16 protein-coding genes are annotated in these 15182 nt (G+C 68.3%); 5 read left to right on the top strand and 11 right to left on the bottom strand.

Features of this window, described 5'->3' with window-relative positions:
- Nucleotides 1–108: 108 nt before the first annotated feature.
- Complete coding sequence (gene polA / locus DBY63_RS08910) at nt 109–2856, bottom strand: DNA polymerase I (RefSeq protein WP_108582257.1); 2748 nt, start codon at nt 2854–2856, stop codon at nt 109–111.
- A 111-nt stretch (nt 2857–2967) separates the two neighbouring features.
- Between polA and DBY63_RS08915 the strand changes: the two genes are divergently transcribed.
- Entirely contained in the window at nt 2968–3258 is a 291-nt protein-coding gene (locus tag DBY63_RS08915; protein ID WP_027597317.1) for a DUF2782 domain-containing protein, read from the top strand.
- A 62-nt stretch (nt 3259–3320) separates the two neighbouring features.
- Nucleotides 3321–4274 (top strand): homoserine kinase, encoded by a 954-nt coding sequence (locus DBY63_RS08920; RefSeq protein ID WP_077171284.1) that lies wholly within the window; start codon nt 3321–3323, stop codon nt 4272–4274.
- A 32-nt stretch (nt 4275–4306) separates the two neighbouring features.
- Here the strand turns inward: DBY63_RS08920 and DBY63_RS08925 are convergent, their stop codons facing one another.
- The 10 genes from DBY63_RS08925 to DBY63_RS08970 all read right to left on the bottom strand — a co-directional run bounded on the left by DBY63_RS08925 (nt 4307) and on the right by DBY63_RS08970 (nt 13039).
- The gene (locus DBY63_RS08925; protein ID WP_108582258.1) at nt 4307–4639 is read right to left on the bottom strand and encodes a hypothetical protein; all 333 of its coding nucleotides are present in this window, start codon (nt 4637–4639) and stop codon (nt 4307–4309) included.
- Nucleotides 4636–5556 (bottom strand): hypothetical protein, encoded by a 921-nt coding sequence (locus DBY63_RS08930; protein WP_244950596.1) that lies wholly within the window; start codon nt 5554–5556, stop codon nt 4636–4638. Before DBY63_RS08930 ends, DBY63_RS08925 begins: the two co-directional genes overlap by 4 nt.
- A gap of 23 nt (nt 5557–5579) precedes the next feature.
- On the bottom strand, nt 5580–6026 hold the full coding sequence (locus DBY63_RS08935) for a curli fiber surface-exposed nucleator CsgB (protein ID WP_027600585.1): 447 nt from the start codon (nt 6024–6026) through the stop codon (nt 5580–5582).
- A 108-nt stretch (nt 6027–6134) separates the two neighbouring features.
- On the bottom strand, nt 6135–6974 hold the full coding sequence (locus DBY63_RS08940; protein ID WP_017641598.1) for a CsgG/HfaB family protein: 840 nt from the start codon (nt 6972–6974) through the stop codon (nt 6135–6137).
- 15 nt (nt 6975–6989) lie between these two features.
- A complete protein-coding gene (locus DBY63_RS08945; protein ID WP_027597322.1) occupies nt 6990–7397 on the bottom strand; it encodes a curli assembly protein CsgF in 408 nt (135 codons plus the stop codon).
- Nucleotides 7394–7777 carry a curli production assembly/transport protein CsgE gene (gene csgE, locus DBY63_RS08950; protein ID WP_108582260.1) on the bottom strand — a complete coding sequence of 128 codons (384 nt, stop codon included), beginning with the start codon at nt 7775–7777 and terminating at the stop codon, nt 7394–7396. The genes DBY63_RS08945 and csgE overlap by 4 nt, the downstream gene beginning before the upstream one ends.
- The gene (locus tag DBY63_RS08955) at nt 7774–8400 is read right to left on the bottom strand and encodes a LuxR C-terminal-related transcriptional regulator (RefSeq protein ID WP_027597324.1); all 627 of its coding nucleotides are present in this window, start codon (nt 8398–8400) and stop codon (nt 7774–7776) included. Before DBY63_RS08955 ends, csgE begins: the two co-directional genes overlap by 4 nt.
- A 221-nt stretch (nt 8401–8621) precedes the next feature.
- The gene (locus DBY63_RS08960) at nt 8622–9632 is read right to left on the bottom strand and encodes an SIS domain-containing protein (protein WP_256594368.1); all 1011 of its coding nucleotides are present in this window, start codon (nt 9630–9632) and stop codon (nt 8622–8624) included.
- A 127-nt stretch (nt 9633–9759) separates the two neighbouring features.
- Nucleotides 9760–11193, bottom strand: a complete 1434-nt coding sequence (locus DBY63_RS08965; protein ID WP_108582262.1) for a sigma-54 dependent transcriptional regulator — start codon at nt 11191–11193, stop codon at nt 9760–9762.
- Between the two features lie 31 nt (nt 11194–11224).
- Nucleotides 11225–13039, bottom strand: coding sequence for an ATP-binding protein (locus DBY63_RS08970; RefSeq protein WP_074583222.1), 1815 nt, complete (start codon nt 13037–13039; stop codon nt 11225–11227).
- A gap of 198 nt (nt 13040–13237) precedes the next feature.
- Between DBY63_RS08970 and DBY63_RS08975 the strand changes: the two genes are divergently transcribed.
- The 3 genes from DBY63_RS08975 to DBY63_RS08985 form a co-directional block, all read left to right on the top strand.
- On the top strand, nt 13238–13438 hold the full coding sequence (locus DBY63_RS08975) for a hypothetical protein (protein ID WP_044341184.1): 201 nt from the start codon (nt 13238–13240) through the stop codon (nt 13436–13438).
- 69 nt (nt 13439–13507) lie between these two features.
- On the top strand, nt 13508–13756 hold the full coding sequence (locus tag DBY63_RS08980; RefSeq protein ID WP_074583220.1) for a hypothetical protein: 249 nt from the start codon (nt 13508–13510) through the stop codon (nt 13754–13756).
- Between the two features lie 107 nt (nt 13757–13863).
- Nucleotides 13864–15182: VOC family protein (locus tag DBY63_RS08985; RefSeq protein WP_146750244.1), on the top strand; the 1319-nt coding region annotated here is incomplete at its 3' end.

Consider the following 15182-nt stretch of genomic DNA (forward strand, 5'->3'; position numbering starts at 1 on the left):
TGTCTGAATCGCGGCCATGGGCCGCTCCTACAGTGAGATCTAAACCAGTAGAAGCGGCCGCATCGGCGGACCGCCATGGCCGCGATCAAACCCAGTCAGGCGTACTGATCAGTGCGCCTCATCCCAATTGCCACCCACCCCCGACTCCACCAGCAGCGGCACGTCCAGCTCGCCGGCGCCACTCATCAGCGGTAGCAGGCCTTCGCGCAGCAGCTCCACCTGGTCCTCGCGCACCTCCAGCACCAGTTCGTCGTGCACCTGCAGGATCACCCGGGCATCCAGCTCGGGGGTCGATTGCAGCCAGGCGTCCACGGCGATCATGGCGCGCTTGATGATGTCAGCCGCGGTGCCCTGCATGGGCGCGTTGATCGCCGCCCGTTCGGCTGCCCGACGCAGGCCCTGGTTCTTGGAGTGGATGTCCGGCAGGTACAGCCGGCGGCCATAGAGGGTCTCCACGTAGCCCTGGTCCACCACCTGGGCGCGGGTGCGCTCCATGTAGGCCAGCACGCCCGGATAGCGCTGGAAATAGCGATCGATATAGGCCTGGGCCTCGGCGCGGCCGACGCCGATCTGCTTGGCCAGGCCGAAGGCGCTCATGCCGTAGATCAGGCCGAAGTTGATGGCCTTGGCGCGGCGACGGTCCTCGTTGCTGACCTCTTCCAGGGGCACGCCCATCACCTCGGCGGCGGTGGCGCGGTGCACGTCCAGATCGTTCTGGAAGGCGTGCAGCAGGCCTTCGTCCTGGGCCAGGTGGGCCATGATGCGCAATTCGATCTGCGAATAGTCCGCCGCCAGCAGGCGATAGCCCTTGGGTGCGACGAAGGCCTGGCGAATGCGCCGGCCCTCGGCGGTGCGGATCGGAATGTTCTGCAGATTCGGGTCGCTGGACGACAGCCGCCCGGTCGCCGTCACCGCCTGGTGGTAGCTGGTGTGGATGCGGCCGGTGCGCGGATTGATCTGCTGTGGCAGCTTGTCGGTGTAGGTGCTCTTGAGCTTGCTCATCTGCCGGTACTGCATCAGCACCTTGGGCAGCGGGAAGTCCTGGTCGGCCAGTTCCTGCAGCACCGCCTCGGCGGTGGAGGGCTGGCCGGAAGCGGTCTTGCTGACCACCGGCAGGCCCAGCTTGACGAAGAGGATCTCGCCCAGCTGCTTGGGCGAACCCAGGTTGAATTCCTGGCCGGCCAGCTCATAGGCCTCCTTTTCCAGGGCGATCATCTTCTCGCCCAGCTCGCGGCTCTGCACCCCGAGCAGCGCCGAATCCACCAGGGCGCCGTTGCGCTCGATGCGCGCCAGCGCCGGCACCAGCGGCATCTCGATGTCGCGCAGCACCGCCGCCAGGCCCGGCACGGCCTCCAGCCTGGGCCAGAGGGTCTCGTGCAGGCGCAGGGTGACGTCGGCATCCTCGGCGGCATAGGGCCCGGCCTGCTCGATGGCGATCTGGTCGAAGGTCAGCTGCTTGGCGCCCTTGCCGGCGATGTCCTCGAAACGGATGGTGCTGTGGCCCAGGTACTTGAGCGCCAGGCTGTCCATGTCGTGACGGGTGCCGGTGGCGTCCAGCACATAGGATTCGAGCATGGTGTCGAAGGCGATGCCCTGGATCGTGATGCCGTAGCGGGTCAGCACATTGAGGTCGTACTTGCCGTGCTGCATGACCTTGAGCTTGGCCGGGTCTTCCAGCAGCGGCTTGAGCGCCGCCAATACCGGCTCCAGACCGAGCTGGGTGGGCGCGCCCATGTAACTGTGGGCCAGGGGCACATAGGCGGCCTGGCCCGGCGCCACGGCAAAGGACAGCCCCACCAGCTCGGCGCGCTGGGCATCGATGCTGGTGGTCTCGGTGTCGAAGGCGAAGCAGTCGGCGGCCTGCAGCCGCGCCAGCCAGGCGTCGAAGTCGGCCTGCTCCAGCACGGTGTCGTAATGGGTTTCCACCTGGGTAGTGGCGGCATCCTCGGCCAGCGGCAGGGGCGCGCCCTGGCGCTTGGTGTCGCGGATCAGGTCATCCAGCCAGGACTTGAATTCCAGCTCCTGGTAGAGCGCCATCAGGGCTTCCACATGGGGCTCGCCGACATTGAGCTCCTCGAAGGTGAGGTCCAGCGGCACGTCCAGCTTGATGGTCGCCAGCTGGTAGGACAGATAGGCCTGCTCGCGATGCTGGTCCAGCTTGGCGGCCAGCGACTTGGCGCCGCGCAGGGGCAGGGCGGCCACCGCGTCGAGGTTGGCGTAGAGGGTATCCAGGCCACCGCCGATGCCATTGAGCAGGCCGGCGGCGGTCTTCTCGCCCACCCCGGGCACCCCGGGGATGTTGTCGATCTTGTCGCCCATCAGCGCCAGGTAGTCGATGATCAGCTCCGGACCCACGCCGAACTTGGTCCTGACCCCTTCCACGTCCAGCACGCTGCCGCTCATGGTGTTGACCAGGGTGACATAGGGGCAGACCAGCTGGGCCATGTCCTTGTCGCCGGTGGAGATCACCACCGGGCGCTCGGCGCTGGCGCAGTGGCGGGCGAGGGTGCCGATGACGTCGTCGGCTTCCACCCCTTCGACGGCCAGCAGCGGCAGGCCCAGGGCGCGGATGCAGGCGTGCAGCGGCTCGACCTGGCCGCGCAGGTCGTCGGGCATGGCCGGTCGCTGGGCCTTGTAGTCGGCGAAGAGTTCGTCGCGGAAGGTCGGGCCCTTGGCGTCGAAGACCACGGCGAAGAGGCTGTCCGGATACTGGCGGCGCAGCGAGAGCAACATGTTGAGCACGCCCTTCACCGCGCCGGTCGGCTTGCCGGTGGAGGTCATCAGCGGCGGCAGGGCGTGGAAGGCGCGATAGAGATAGGAGGAACCGTCCACCAGGACGAGAGGGGCGTGGCTCATGGTCTAGACCTTTGTCGTGGCGTGTGCGGCGTCTGTCCGGCCAGTCTCGACGACTGCAAGGCCGGGTTCTAGAATCGACCACTCGCTCCGTTCAAAAGGTCAAAGGTTACCATGGGTGCTCGTCGCTTCCTCTTCGCCGCGTTGCTGCTGGCGCCGCTGGTCCAGGCCGCGGAACCGCTGCCACCGGGCGAAAAGCCCCTGCCTGACGAGATCAAGGTGATCCGCTATCAGGCCGGCGACCAGACCATCGAGGAGACGCGCATCCGCGGCGTGCTGCAGTCCACCCGGGTCATCCCCAAGCATGGCGCGCCCTACGAACTGGTGCCCGCCGATGGCAGCAGCACCGCCGCCAACGACAAGCCGACCCTGCACGTCCCCAGCTGGCGCCTGTTCAGCTGGTAGGCGCAAGGCGCCTGGACCGGTAAACTGCGCGCCGCTCGCACATTCCTCCGCCAGGCCCCGTCATGTCCGTTTTCACGCCCCTCGATCGTCCCACCCTCGAAGCCTTTCTCGCGCCCTATGGCCTGGGCCGGCTGCGGGATTTCCGGGGCATCGCCGAGGGCTCGGAAAACACCAACTACTTCATCAGCCTGGAAGGCGGCGAATTCGTCCTGACCCTGGTGGAGCGCGGCCCGGTGGCGGAGATGCCGTTCTTCATCGAACTGCTCGACGTCCTCCACGACGCCGACCTGCCGGTGCCCTATGCGGTGCGCACCCAGGATGGCCAGGCCCTGCGCGAACTGGCCGGCAAGCCGGCGCTGCTGCAACCGCGCCTGGCCGGTCGCCACGAGCGTGCACCCAATCCCCATCACTGCAGCGAAGTCGGCCACCTGCTGGGCCATCTGCACCGGGCTACTGCGGGTGAAAAACGCATCGAACGCGCCAGTGATCGCGGCCTGGCCTGGATGCTGACCGAAGGCGAGCGCTTGGCGCCGACCCTGGACGCGACCGCCCGGCCATTGCTGGAGCGCACCCTGGCGGAGATCCGCGAGTTGCTGAGCGAGCAGCCGCCGCTGCCCGAGGCCAATCTGCACGGCGACCTGTTCCGCGACAACGTGATGTTCGACGGCCCCCGGCTGTCGGGCGTCATCGACTTCTACAACGCCAGTTCCGGCTGGATGCTCTATGACCTCGCCATCACGGTGAACGACTGGTGCTCCACCGAGAGCGGCGCGCTGGACCTGCCACGCGCCCGGGCGCTGCTGGCGGCCTATGCCGCCGACCGCCACTTCACGCCGCGCGAAGCCGAATTGTGGCCGGTGCTGCTGCGGGTCGCCTGCGTACGCTTCTGGCTGTCACGCCTGATCGCCGCTCAGGCCTTTGCCGGTCAGGACGTGCTGATCCATGATCCGGCCGAATTCCAGCAGCGCCTGGCGGCGCGGCAGCAGACCCCGCTGGAATTGCCGCTGACCCTGTAGCCCGGGGTTCCACGTGAAACCTCTGTGCCGAGCTACAGCTGCAGGCGTTGCTCGATGGCGGGCTGCGCCTGGCCCTGCCGCTGCCAACTAAGCCTGGCCTCGATCAGGCTGCCTGGCGCCGCGCCCAGGCGCGTGATCACCGGGCAGCCGTCACCTCTGGCCTCGCCGGCCTGGCGGGTGCGGGCGACGCCCCCCGGGCCGTGCAATTCGACGATGAGTTCGTAGCGCAGGGGTGCGTCTTCGCCGGCGAAGCACAGCTCCACCTGAGCGCCCGCCGGTTGCGGCTGCAGCTCCAGACGGGCGCTGGCCGCGGCGCCGCCCGCCAGGGGCAGGAGGGCCGCGATTAGCCAGGCGACGGGTTTCACCGCTGGTTGATGGTGGCGCTGTTGCCGAAGCCGCTCTGCGAGATCTGCGCGCTGTCGTTGAAGCCGTTGAAGTTGGCCGAAGTCTGCAGGATGCTCGCGCGGTTGCTGTCGCCGACCTGGCTGACGCTGGCCGTGCTGATGGCACTGGTAACGTCGAGACGCGCTTCGTTGCCGTTGCCGGTCTGGACGATGCTGGTCTGGTTGCTGTCGCCCTGGACGGTGACGCTGGCCAGGTTGTCGTCGCCGGTGGAGCTGCCGCTGAAGCGATTGCCGCGACCGGCCTGGTTGACGTTCAGGGTGTTGCGATTGCCGTCCTGGGTAAAGCTCAGTTCGTTGAACTTGCCGGAGGAGAGCACCGTGGCGACGTTGGCTTGGCCGCGCTGGGTCAGCTCCACGGTGTCGACCGAGTAGCCCTGCTGGGTCAGGTCGATGCGGTTGTCGGTGCCGGTCTGACTGAGGGTGGCCGTCACGGCATCGCCGCTCTGGTCGACCCGCACCTGGTTGTTGTCGCCATTCTGCTCCAGGGTCAGCTGGGCGCTGGAGGCCGACTGGACCAGGGCGCCGCTGTTGCTGCCCACGGAGGTGATGCTGGCCTGGTTGCCGAAGCCGTCCTGAGCCAGGGTATGGACGTTGCTGCCGCCTTCCTGGCGCAGGTTCGCCACGTTGCCCTGGGCGTAGCCGTAGATATCGCCGCCCTGGGTGATGGTGGCGCTGCTGGCGCCGGTCTGGACCACGCTGATCGTGTTGCCTTCGCCCTGCAGCTGATAGAGCGACGCGCTGTTGCCGGGGCCGCTCTGGTCCAGGGTGATGGTGCCGCTGTTGCCATCCTGCTGGACGGTGGCGGTGCTGTTCTGGGCGAGGGCGTTGGCCGCCACGAGGGCCAGCGTCAGGGCGGCCAGGGGCCTGAGTAGAAACATCTGTCTGATCTCCATGAGTGCCATCAGCGGTACTGACGTACCACCGTGTTCTGGTTGCTTCCGTACTGGACGATGCGGCTGGACAGGCCCGAGCCGTGCTGTTCGATGCGGGCGTTGCCCTGGACGCCGAGTTGCAGGATGTCGGCCTGGTTGCCGCTGCCGACCTGCTCGATGCGCGCCACGTTGCCGTAGCCGCCCTGGAGGATGACCGCGCTCAGTTCAGTGCCATCCTGCAGGATGCGGGCTTCCTGGGCAGCGCCGCTTTGGGCGACCTGAGCGCGCAGCGCGGTGCCACGCTGGTCGATGAGCGCCTGGTTGCCTACGCCGAGCTGGCGGATGGCGGCTTCGCGCCCGGCTGCGGGCGCCTGCCCCAGGTCGCCGGTCTCCATGAGATCGGCGGCCGACGCCAGGGCGTCCAGGCCGAGTACCAGGGCAAGGACCACGATCAGGCCGCGGGTTGGGCTGCGCATCTCTGTCACCATCGTTGCCTTGGATTCTCCGCCTGGCATTGTCCGGAGCCGCCTGGCCCATCGCTATCGCTCCAGGGAGCGAATCCCGCGGGGCTGGCGGCTTAATCCCTAGCGCCGGGTCGGCTCCAGGTACTTGGTCAGCGCCGGATCCCGCGGATCGCGACCGTCGGCCACCAGCCACAGCCGCCGCTCCACGCCCTGGGCGACCAGATGGGCGACCGCCGCCTCGATGGCCGAGAGCACGCACAGCTGCGCCGGCTCATTGGTGGTGTAGCCGGACTCGGCTTCGAGCAGCTTCTTGAATTCGATGAACTTGAAGACCCCGGCCTGGCGGCCGATGGAATAGATGGTCTTGGAGGTCATGACATTGGCCAGCACCCGACCGCTGCGGGTGTCGATGGCGCGCAGATTGACCGTCACCTGATCCACCCGGTATTCCTCGGACAGGCCGATGCCCAGGTAGCGCGCCCCTTCGCCGCCGCTGCGCACGTTGGTGTCGTAGGCCACCACGCCGCCTTCGAGCAGCAGGTTGGCCGCCTGCAGCGAGGGCAGCGCCTGCTGCAGATTTTCCGGCAGGTCCGGCTTGTTCTGGGTGGCGCGGATGATCTTGCGCTCGGTCAGCAGGTTCTGCAGGCCCTCGCGTTCGAGCACCACGAACCAGCCGCTGGCCTGCAGGGCGTCCACCAGCATGCTGCCGGCGCCCTGGGTGACGGCGGTGGAAAAGGAACTGGCCGGATTGGGCTTGTATTGCCCGGTCTGGTCGCGGAAGCCGTAGACGGCGGCCACCAGCGGACCCTTGGGCGGCGGCAGCGCCAGCAGGTCGTAGTAGGTGGAGGCACGCGGCGTCAGGGTCGGCGCGGCGTTCTGTTCGGCGGGCATGGGATCGCGCACGCAGCCGGTCAGGACGAGGGCGGCGGTCAGGGCCGCCGCCAGGGAAAAGGCGTTCATGGCAGGCATCCGTGCTCAGGGTTGGTTGAAGCCGTTGACGGAGATTTCCGAAATCTCCCCGGTACCGCGATCGGTGATCTGCACGGTCAGGTTGCCGGAGTCGTCGACGATGTTGACGATGAACTGGTCGGTGGAGAGGGTGCCCGAGTTGCCGTCCTTGATGTCGGTCAGCACCTGGGACAGCAGCCGCGATTCCAGCTGGCTGGTGAAGCGCTCGAGGGGCGACTGGCTGCTGGCGCTGCTGCGCAGGTCGGGATCCTTGTGGCGATCCTGGGCGGTGGCGTTGTTCAGCAGGTAGGTGCCGTTGAGCGGATTGCCGCCAAAGGACGGATTCACCGGCGTATAGACCAGTTCGGTCGCCATGGCCGGGGCGACGCCCAGGGTGCAGAGCAGGGGCAGGGCCTTCCAGGCGTGCGCGTTCATAACTCGTCCTTTTCCATGTCGAAAGTGTCCTGCAGCAGATTTTCCAGGCGGCGTTGGGTGATGCCCTCGTGGACCTGGTCCGCCGCGGCGTAGGCGGCATCCTTGAGTTCGCTGTTGTTGGGCGGAATGAACTGGCGATAGAGCAGCCGCTGTTCGTACTCGACCCAGACCAGGCTGCCCCAGCGCGCCGACGGCCGTTCGCGCACCACCAGGTTGAAATCCAGGTCGGTGGTGTCGGTCAGGCGGTCGGCGAAATGGCGATAGAAGTCGTGGCCGAAGCGGGAGATGGTGTTGTCCACCAGCAGTCCCTGGATCAGCTCGCCCTCGGCCCGCAGCGGTCCGGCCAGCAGCAGGCCGAACAGCAGCCAGACCGCCTTCATCCCGGCAGGTCCTGCCCGGCATGGAAGCGCAGCGCCGCCTCGGCGCGATTGGCCGCGCCGGTCTTGCGCAGCAGGTTGTGCATGTGGCTCTTGACCGTGTGGGTGCTCAGGCACAGCGTCTCGCCGATGGCGGCGTTGGACAGCCCGCGACCGACCAGCCGGAGGATCTCCCGCTCGCGGCGGGTCAGGCCGTCGGCGGCGATGCTGGGGCGCTCGCGGGAGCGGCGCAGCAGGTGGGCCAGGATGGCGCGGGGCAGCCAGTCCTCGCCGGCCAGCAGGGCGCCCAGCCCCTGCAGCAGCTGGTCGCGACTGGCCTGGGGGGCGAACACGCCCTGGATGGCGGGAAAGCGTTCGACCCAGGGCAGGGCCTGTTCGACGCTGGCATTGAGAAAGGCCACCGTGACCGCCGGCGTCAGGCCTTCCAGCCAGCGCTCCAGCGCCGGCTCGGGCACGCTGCCGAGATCGACCAGCACCAGGCCGGCGTCGCCGGCTGCGTCCAGCTCGCGGGCGCAACTCAGCTCGATGCCGTGGCGTTCTTCCAGAAAGGGTTTGAGCAGTTCTGCCAGGAGGACGTTTCCTGTCGTCAGGCAGACCTTGCTCGCAGGTATCGCGCGCATGTCCATATGGGCTGTCTCATCATCCGTTGCGCGAACGCTGAGACAAATCGCCGGGAGCGACAAGAAAAAATTGACCGATTTCCAGCGACTTAACGGCTCTGTGGACCGCTTGGCAGATTACCCGTCGACCAGCCGGCGGCAGCTAGCTCCAAAGACTTAGCTCTCCGGATTGAGGCGCGAAAACAGGCGCGCCGGATGCCGGAGCGCCTGGGCCGAGGATCGTCCCCTCAGCGGGTGAGGGTAACCTTGCGCAGGTGGCGCGGCTGGTCCGGGTCCTGGCCCCGGGCCTCGGCCAGCAAGGCGGCCATGCGATAGAAGCTCTGGATCGCCAGCAGGCCGTCCAGGTCCGGATGGCCGGCGACGGTGAGGGGCAGGTCACGCTCGGCCACCTCGTCCGGCGCGGCCAGCAGCACCCGGGCGCCGCGTCCGCGCAGGTCCCGCGCCAGGTGCAGCAGACCGGCCTGCTCGGGGCCGCGCAGGGCAAAGATCAGCAGCGGATAGCCGCGCTCCACCAGCGCCAGGGGCCCATGCTGCAATTCCGCGCCGCTGAAGGCCTCGCCCTGCAGCGCCGAGGTCTCCTTGAGCTTGAGCGCGGCCTCCTGGGCGATGGCGAAACCTGGGCCGCGGCCGACCACCATGCAGCGCTCGGCGTCGCGCAATACCGGCAGCGCCGGCGCCCAGCTCAGCTCGGCTGCGCGATCCAGCGCTTCGGGCAAGGCCGCGCCGGCGGCCAGCAGGGTCTCGTCCTGCTGCCAGTGGGCGATCAGACGAGCCGCGGCGGCCAGGGTGGCGATAAAACTCTTGGTGGCGGCGACGCTCTGTTCGGGTCCGGCCTGCACGCCTATGGCGTGGCGGCAGGCCAGGGCCAAGGGCGAATCGATCTCGTTGACCAGGGCGGCGGTGCGGGCGCCGTAGCGATCCAGGGCGGACAGCGTCTCGATCAGATCGGGACTGCGCCCGGACTGGGAAAAGCCCAGGGCGAGCTGGCCTTCGACGCGCAGCGGCGCCTGGCGCAGGGTCATCAGCGAAGGCGGCAGCGACAGCACCGGCAGTCCCAGGTGGGCCATGGCCAGGTAGGCGAAATAGCTGGCCGCATGGTCCGAACTGCCGCGCGCCACGGTCAGCGCCAACTGCGGCGGGTGGGCTCTGAGGTCGTCGGCCAGCGCCGCCAGGGCCTGGTCGATGGTCGCCAGTTGGCGAGCGACCGCCGCGCCGCTGGCGGCGGCTTCTGCGAGCATGAGCGAGGTCAAGAGGGTCTCCTTGCGCGAACGCCTGTTACACGACGTCTGTTGCACGACGCCTGTTACACGACGTCTGAGTCCCGCACTCTGCCACTCCTGGCCAGGCGCGACCAGCCGACCTTGGTCAGTCCCCGTCGTCCGCCGCGCCACCGGTGAACTGCAGGTCGTGCTTGCGCAGCTTGTCGGACAGCGTCTTGCGCGGCAGGCCCAGGGCTTCGGCCAGGCTGCGCAGGGAGGCGTGGGGGCGGGCCAGTTCGCGCTGGATGAGTTCGCGTTCGAAGGCCTCGACCTGCTCGCCCAGCCCGGCGGCGAGGGCGGCCGCCGCGGGTGCCGCCGCCGTGGAAGCGGCCACGGGCGTCGTTGTCATGGGCGCCAGGGGCGCATAGGCGCTGTTGTCCAGCGCCAGCTCCAGCCCCAGGGCGAAACGCTCGGCGGCGTTCTGCAATTCGCGCACGTTGCCCGGCCAGCTGTGGGCGATCAGGGCGGCGCGCTGCTCGGCATCGGGTTCGCGCAGCGGGGTGCCGTGGCGCTGGGCGGCGGCCAGGGCGAAGTGGCGGAACAGGGGCAGGATGTCTTCGCTGCGCTCGCGCAGGGCGGGGATGCGCAGGGTGGCGACATTGAGCCGGTAGTAGAGGTCGGCGCGGAAGCGGCCCTGGTCGGCGGCCTGGCGCAGGTCTTCCTTGGTGGCGGCGACCACCCGGATATCCAGGGGGATCTGCTGGTTGGAGCCGAGGCGCTCGACCTTGCGCTCCTGCAGCAGGCGCAGCAGCTTGACCTGGACATCCAGGCTCATGCTCTCGATCTCGTCGAGAAAGAGGGTGCCGCCGCTGGCGTATTCGAATTTGCCGATACGGCGCTTCTGGGCCCCGGTGAAGGCGCCCTGTTCGTGGCCGAAGAGTTCGCTCTCCACCACGGATTCGGCGAGGGCGCCGGCGTTGATGGCGACGAAGGGGCCGTCGCGGCGATTCGACAGGTCGTGCAGGGCACGGGCCACCACCTCCTTGCCGGCACCGGTTTCGCCATGGATGAGCACATCTGCCTGGGTCGCGGCGAGGGCGCCGATCTGGTCGCGCAGGCGGGCCATGCCCGGGGTCTGGCCGATCAGCCGGGTCTGCAGCTCATGGCGCTCGGCCAGGGCCAGGCGCAGGCTGCGGTTTTCCAGCACCAGGTGGCGGGCGCCCAGGGCGCGGCGCACGCTGTCGATCAGGGCGTCGTTGGCGAAGGGCTTTTCCAGGAAGTCATAGGCGCCGGCGCGCATGGCCTGGACCGCCAGGGGCACGTCGCCATGACCGGTGATCAGCACCACTGGCAATTCGGCGTCGCGCTGGTGCAACTGGGCGAGCAACTCCAGGCCATCGATGCCGGGCATGCGGATGTCGCTCACCACCACGCCGGGCCAGTCGCGCACGGTGGCCATTTCCAGGTCGCGGGCATCGGCCAGCGTCGTCACCTTGAAGCCGGCCAGGTCCAGGGTCTGGCTCAGGGCCAGGCGCAGGTGGGCGTCATCGTCGATCAACAGGATCTGGCTGGCGGGGTCGAAGGGGGGCAGGGCGCTCATGGCAAGGAACCTAAGGTAAGGGGCAGTACGGTCAACCGCGGACTTCTTCCTGGGGTACCGACGCGACCCCGGGTTTGCCGTGCAGCAGATAGAGGCGCACCTCGGCGCCACCGTCGAGATGGTTGGACAGGTGCAGGTGACCGCCGAGGGTCCGCAACAGGTTATCGCAGATCGCCAGACCCAGGCCGAGACCCTGGGCGGTGGCCTTGGTGGTGAAAAAGGGTTCGTGGGCGCGGGCCAGGGCTTCGCTGGAAAAGCCCGGACCGTTGTCCCTCAGGATCAGGGTCACGCCGCGCTCGTCGATGCTGGTGGTCAGCCACAGCCGGCGGGTGCTGGTCTTTTCCGCCAGGGCGTCGAGGGCATTGCTCAGCAGGTTGCTGATGATCTGCCGCAGGCGGGTCTCACCGGCCTGCACCCACAGCGGCGCATCGGGCAGGTCGCGGATCAGCTCCACCTGCATGGCCCGGCGCCGGGCGGCGACCAGCGCCAGGGCGTCTTCCAGGGCGCCCTGCAGCACCACGCTCTCCGGCGCGCGGCGGGCGCCGCGGGCATAGGCCTTGAGGTGGGCGATGATGTTGGCCATGCGTGTGGTCAGCTCGCCGATCAGCTTGAGATTGCCGCGGGCATCGTCCAGGCGATCGTGGTCGAGCAGCACCACGGCGTTTTCCGTGTAGCTGCGGATGGCCGCCAGCGGCTGGTTGAGTTCGTGACTGATGCTGGCGGACATGGTCCCCAGCGCCGACAGCTTGCCGGCCTGCACGGCTTCGTCCTGGGCGCGCATGAGTTCGCGCTGCGCCTGCTCGCGATCGTGCACCTCCTGCTGCAGCCGCGCGTTGAGCGTCTGCAGGTCGCGGGTGCGCTCCTCCACGTTCAGCTCCAGGTCACGCTTGGCCCGGGCATCCAGCGCCAGGCGCTCGATGAAGTGGCGCCGTCTCAGGGTCATGACCACCAGCAGCAGGAGCAGCGCCAGCAGGGTGGCCGCGCCGACATAGAGGGCGCTGCGCACCTGGCGCTCGACCATCTCCCGCGGCGCCAGGATCTGCGCGTTCCAGCCCACCTCGTCGAGATTGCGGGTCTGGGTCAGCCAGTCGCCGGGCACCAGGGTCAGGGGCGCCGGATTGGTGGTGGGGTAGGGCCGGTTGGCGTTGACCTGCTCGCGCTGGCGCTCGTCCAGCGGATGGGTGGCGCGAAAGCGCCAGGCGTCATGGGAGGTGAGGATGACCACGCCCAGGTCATCGGTCACCAGCAACTGCTCGGGCGCGTTGCCCCAGAGCTTTTCCGCACTGTCCAGATCGACCTTGACCACCACCACGCCGATGGCGCGCGCCCCGTCACGCACGGCGGCGGCGAAATAGTAGCCGCGTTTGCTGGAGGTGGTGCCCAGGCCGAAGAAGCGCCCCGGCTGGCCCTGCATGGCCGCCTTGTAATAGGGCCGGAAGGAGAAGTCGCGACCGACGAAGCTGTCCGCCTGGCGATAGTTGGAGCTGGCCAGGCAGGTGCCGTCGTCCTGCATCAGGTAGATGACATCCGCCCCGGTACGTTGGCGGATGTCTTCCAGCATCTGGCTGGCGGCGTCCTGGGCGCCGCCGTCACGCTGGCCTTCCAGGGCATGACGCAGCACCGGCAGATCGCCCAGCAGATCCGGCAGCACCTCGTAGCGGCGCAGGGTGCCCAGCAGGTTGGCGACATAGAGGTCCAGCGTCTGACCGTTCTGCTCGGCCAGTTGCGCCTCGTAATAGTGCTGGGCCGCATAGCGCAGCGGAATCAGCAGCAGCGTCAGACCCAGGGCCAGCAGCAGCAGGCTGCTCCAGCGGGGGCGCTTGGGGAGATGAGGACTCTTGGGCATACGCGGCTACGGTAAGGGGGCGTCTCGGCATTATGCCCAAGCCGGGGCCCCGACGAAGGGGTTGCCAGACTGTTAACGCCTTGGCAGTCGATTGAAATATCTTGTTACCAATGGCCCTGGCTGTGGAAGGGGACACGGTTTTGCCGGGCGAAAGGCGGCTAACTGGGGCTGCAATCAGCCACCGAAGGAGTGACTTCCATGAAAAGCACCACCCTCTGCCTGACCCTCGCCGGCCTGCTGGCCACCTCCGCCGCCTTCGCCCAGACGGCGCCCGCCGATCCGGCAACGCCGCCTGCCGCGACGAGCAGCAGCCCGGCCAAGACCGGCAAGCAGACCACCACCCACCACAAGAAGGTGGCGCACAAGAAGGTCCACAAGGCCAGCACCAGCGGCAGCTGATCCGCGGCGCGGCACCTCCCCGCGGGGGAGGTGCCTAAAGGGAGTGCATCCGTTCCGAGGAGTCCTCCCATGCGTACCTCTTCCCTGCTCTCTGCCCTGATCCTGGGCCTCAGCCTGTCCGGCGCCGCCCTGGCCCAGACCAGCCCGACCAATCCCCCGGCCACCCCCGCGCGACCCGATCCCACCAGCACCCATGGCATGGAAAAGGCGCCCAGCACCGGCGTTGGTGCGGCCGACAACGGTTCCAGCAGCGGTTCGGGCAGCGATACCGGCACCGATCACGTGAAGAAGCCCAAGACCCAGCACAAGGATCACTGAGGCATCCGCCCATTCCCCCGGGGAATGATCCAATGAGCAAAGATCGCTTGAGCAGCCCGTGCGGGCATGTCGAAATCGGCTTCTAGCCTGAGCCAGGAGCCGCTCCCATGACCGCCGCGTCGCTGCTTTCCCCGGATCTGATCCGCACCCGCTTTTCCCAGGCCATGTCGGCGATGTACCGCCAGGAGGTGCCCCAGTACGGCACCCTGCTGGAACTGGTCGCCGAGGTGAACGCCGGACAACCGGGCTTCGCCGGAGATTCCGCGGAGCGCCTGGATCTGGAGCGCCATGGCGCCATTCGCGTCGGCACCGCCGCCGAGCTGGCCACCCTGCGCCGCCTGTTCGCCGTGATGGGCATGCAGCCGGTCGGCTACTACGATCTGAGCGTGGCCGGGGTGCCGGTGCATTCCACCGCCTTCCGTCCGGTGGAGCCGGCCGCCCTGCAGGTCAATCCGTTTCGCGTCTTCACCTCGCTGCTGCGCCTGGAGCTGATCGAAGACGCCGAGTTGCGCCAGCTGGCCGAAGGGGTGCTGAACGCGCGGCGCATCTTCACCCCGGGCGCACTGGAGTTGATCGAGCGCGCCGAAGCGCAGGGCGGACTGACGGATGCCGAGGCCGCTGCCTTCGTCCAGGAAGCCCTGGAGACCTTTCGCTGGCACCGCGAGGCTAATGTCGACGCCAGTCTCTACCACCGCCTGCACGCTGCCCACCGACTGATCGCCGACGTGGTCTGCTTCAAGGGGCCGCACATCAACCACCTGACCCCGCGCACCCTCGACATCGACGCCGTCCAGGCGCAGATGCCCGCCCGCGGCATCGCGCCCAAGGAAACCATCGAAGGCCCTCCCCGCCGCCAGTGCCCCATCCTGCTGCGCCAGACCAGCTTCAAGGCCCTAGAAGAACCCATCCTGTTCCAGGGCGAGGTCCAGGGCTCGCACACGGCGCGCTTCGGTGAAATCGAACAGCGCGGCATCGCCCTCACGCCGGCCGGTCGCCAGCGCTACGACGAACTGCTGCAGGAGGTCCGCCAGCGCAGCAAGGCGGCCGGCAGTGACTACGCAACGGTATTGGCCGAGGTGTTCCAGGCGCTGCCCGACAACTGGGACGAGCTGCGCCGTCAGGGTCTGGCCTGGTTCCACTATCGCGCTGCGCCCGGCAGCCAGGCGGCTAGCGATAGCCGCGATCCCGAGGCCCTGATCGCCGCCGGCCAACTCCTGGCCGATCCCATCACCTACGAAGACTTCCTGCCGGTCAGCGCCGCGGGCATCTTCCAGTCCAACCTGGGCGCCGGCAGCCAGCAGGAATACCAGAGCGGCGGCAATCGCGCCGCCTTCGAAGCCGCCCTGGGTGCGCCGGTGCTCGACGAGATGGCGCTGTACGAACGTCAGCAGCAGGACTCCCTGGACGCCGCCCTGGCTGCCCTCGG

The organism is Pseudomonas sp. RIT411, from assembly GCF_003057735.2.
GTDB lineage: Bacteria > Pseudomonadota > Gammaproteobacteria > Pseudomonadales > Pseudomonadaceae > Chryseomonas > Chryseomonas oryzihabitans.

Excerpts from the sequence above, each read along its gene's own strand:
- DBY63_RS08935 (WP_027600585.1), bottom strand. The coding sequence starts at position 6,026 with ATGCGCAGCCCAACCCGCGGCCTGATCGTGGTCCTTGCCCTGGTACTC.
- DBY63_RS08960 (WP_256594368.1), bottom strand. The coding sequence starts at position 9,632 with ATGCTCGCAGAAGCCGCCGCCAGCGGCGCGGCGGTCGCTCGCCAACTG.
- DBY63_RS08965 (WP_108582262.1), bottom strand. The coding sequence starts at position 11,193 with ATGAGCGCCCTGCCCCCCTTCGACCCCGCCAGCCAGATCCTGTTGATC.
- DBY63_RS08930 (WP_244950596.1), bottom strand. The coding sequence starts at position 5,556 with ATGTTTCTACTCAGGCCCCTGGCCGCCCTGACGCTGGCCCTCGTGGCG.
- DBY63_RS08940 (WP_017641598.1), bottom strand. The coding sequence starts at position 6,974 with ATGAACGCCTTTTCCCTGGCGGCGGCCCTGACCGCCGCCCTCGTCCTG.
- DBY63_RS08955 (WP_027597324.1), bottom strand. The coding sequence starts at position 8,400 with ATGGACATGCGCGCGATACCTGCGAGCAAGGTCTGCCTGACGACAGGA.
- DBY63_RS08970 (WP_074583222.1), bottom strand. The coding sequence starts at position 13,039 with ATGCCCAAGAGTCCTCATCTCCCCAAGCGCCCCCGCTGGAGCAGCCTG.
- polA (WP_108582257.1), bottom strand. The coding sequence starts at position 2,856 with ATGAGCCACGCCCCTCTCGTCCTGGTGGACGGTTCCTCCTATCTCTAT.
- csgE (WP_108582260.1), bottom strand. The coding sequence starts at position 7,777 with ATGAAGGCGGTCTGGCTGCTGTTCGGCCTGCTGCTGGCCGGACCGCTG.
- DBY63_RS08945 (WP_027597322.1), bottom strand. The coding sequence starts at position 7,397 with ATGAACGCGCACGCCTGGAAGGCCCTGCCCCTGCTCTGCACCCTGGGC.
- DBY63_RS08920 (WP_077171284.1), top strand. The coding sequence starts at position 3,321 with ATGTCCGTTTTCACGCCCCTCGATCGTCCCACCCTCGAAGCCTTTCTC.
- DBY63_RS08980 (WP_074583220.1), top strand. The coding sequence starts at position 13,508 with ATGCGTACCTCTTCCCTGCTCTCTGCCCTGATCCTGGGCCTCAGCCTG.
- DBY63_RS08975 (WP_044341184.1), top strand. The coding sequence starts at position 13,238 with ATGAAAAGCACCACCCTCTGCCTGACCCTCGCCGGCCTGCTGGCCACC.
- DBY63_RS08915 (WP_027597317.1), top strand. The coding sequence starts at position 2,968 with ATGGGTGCTCGTCGCTTCCTCTTCGCCGCGTTGCTGCTGGCGCCGCTG.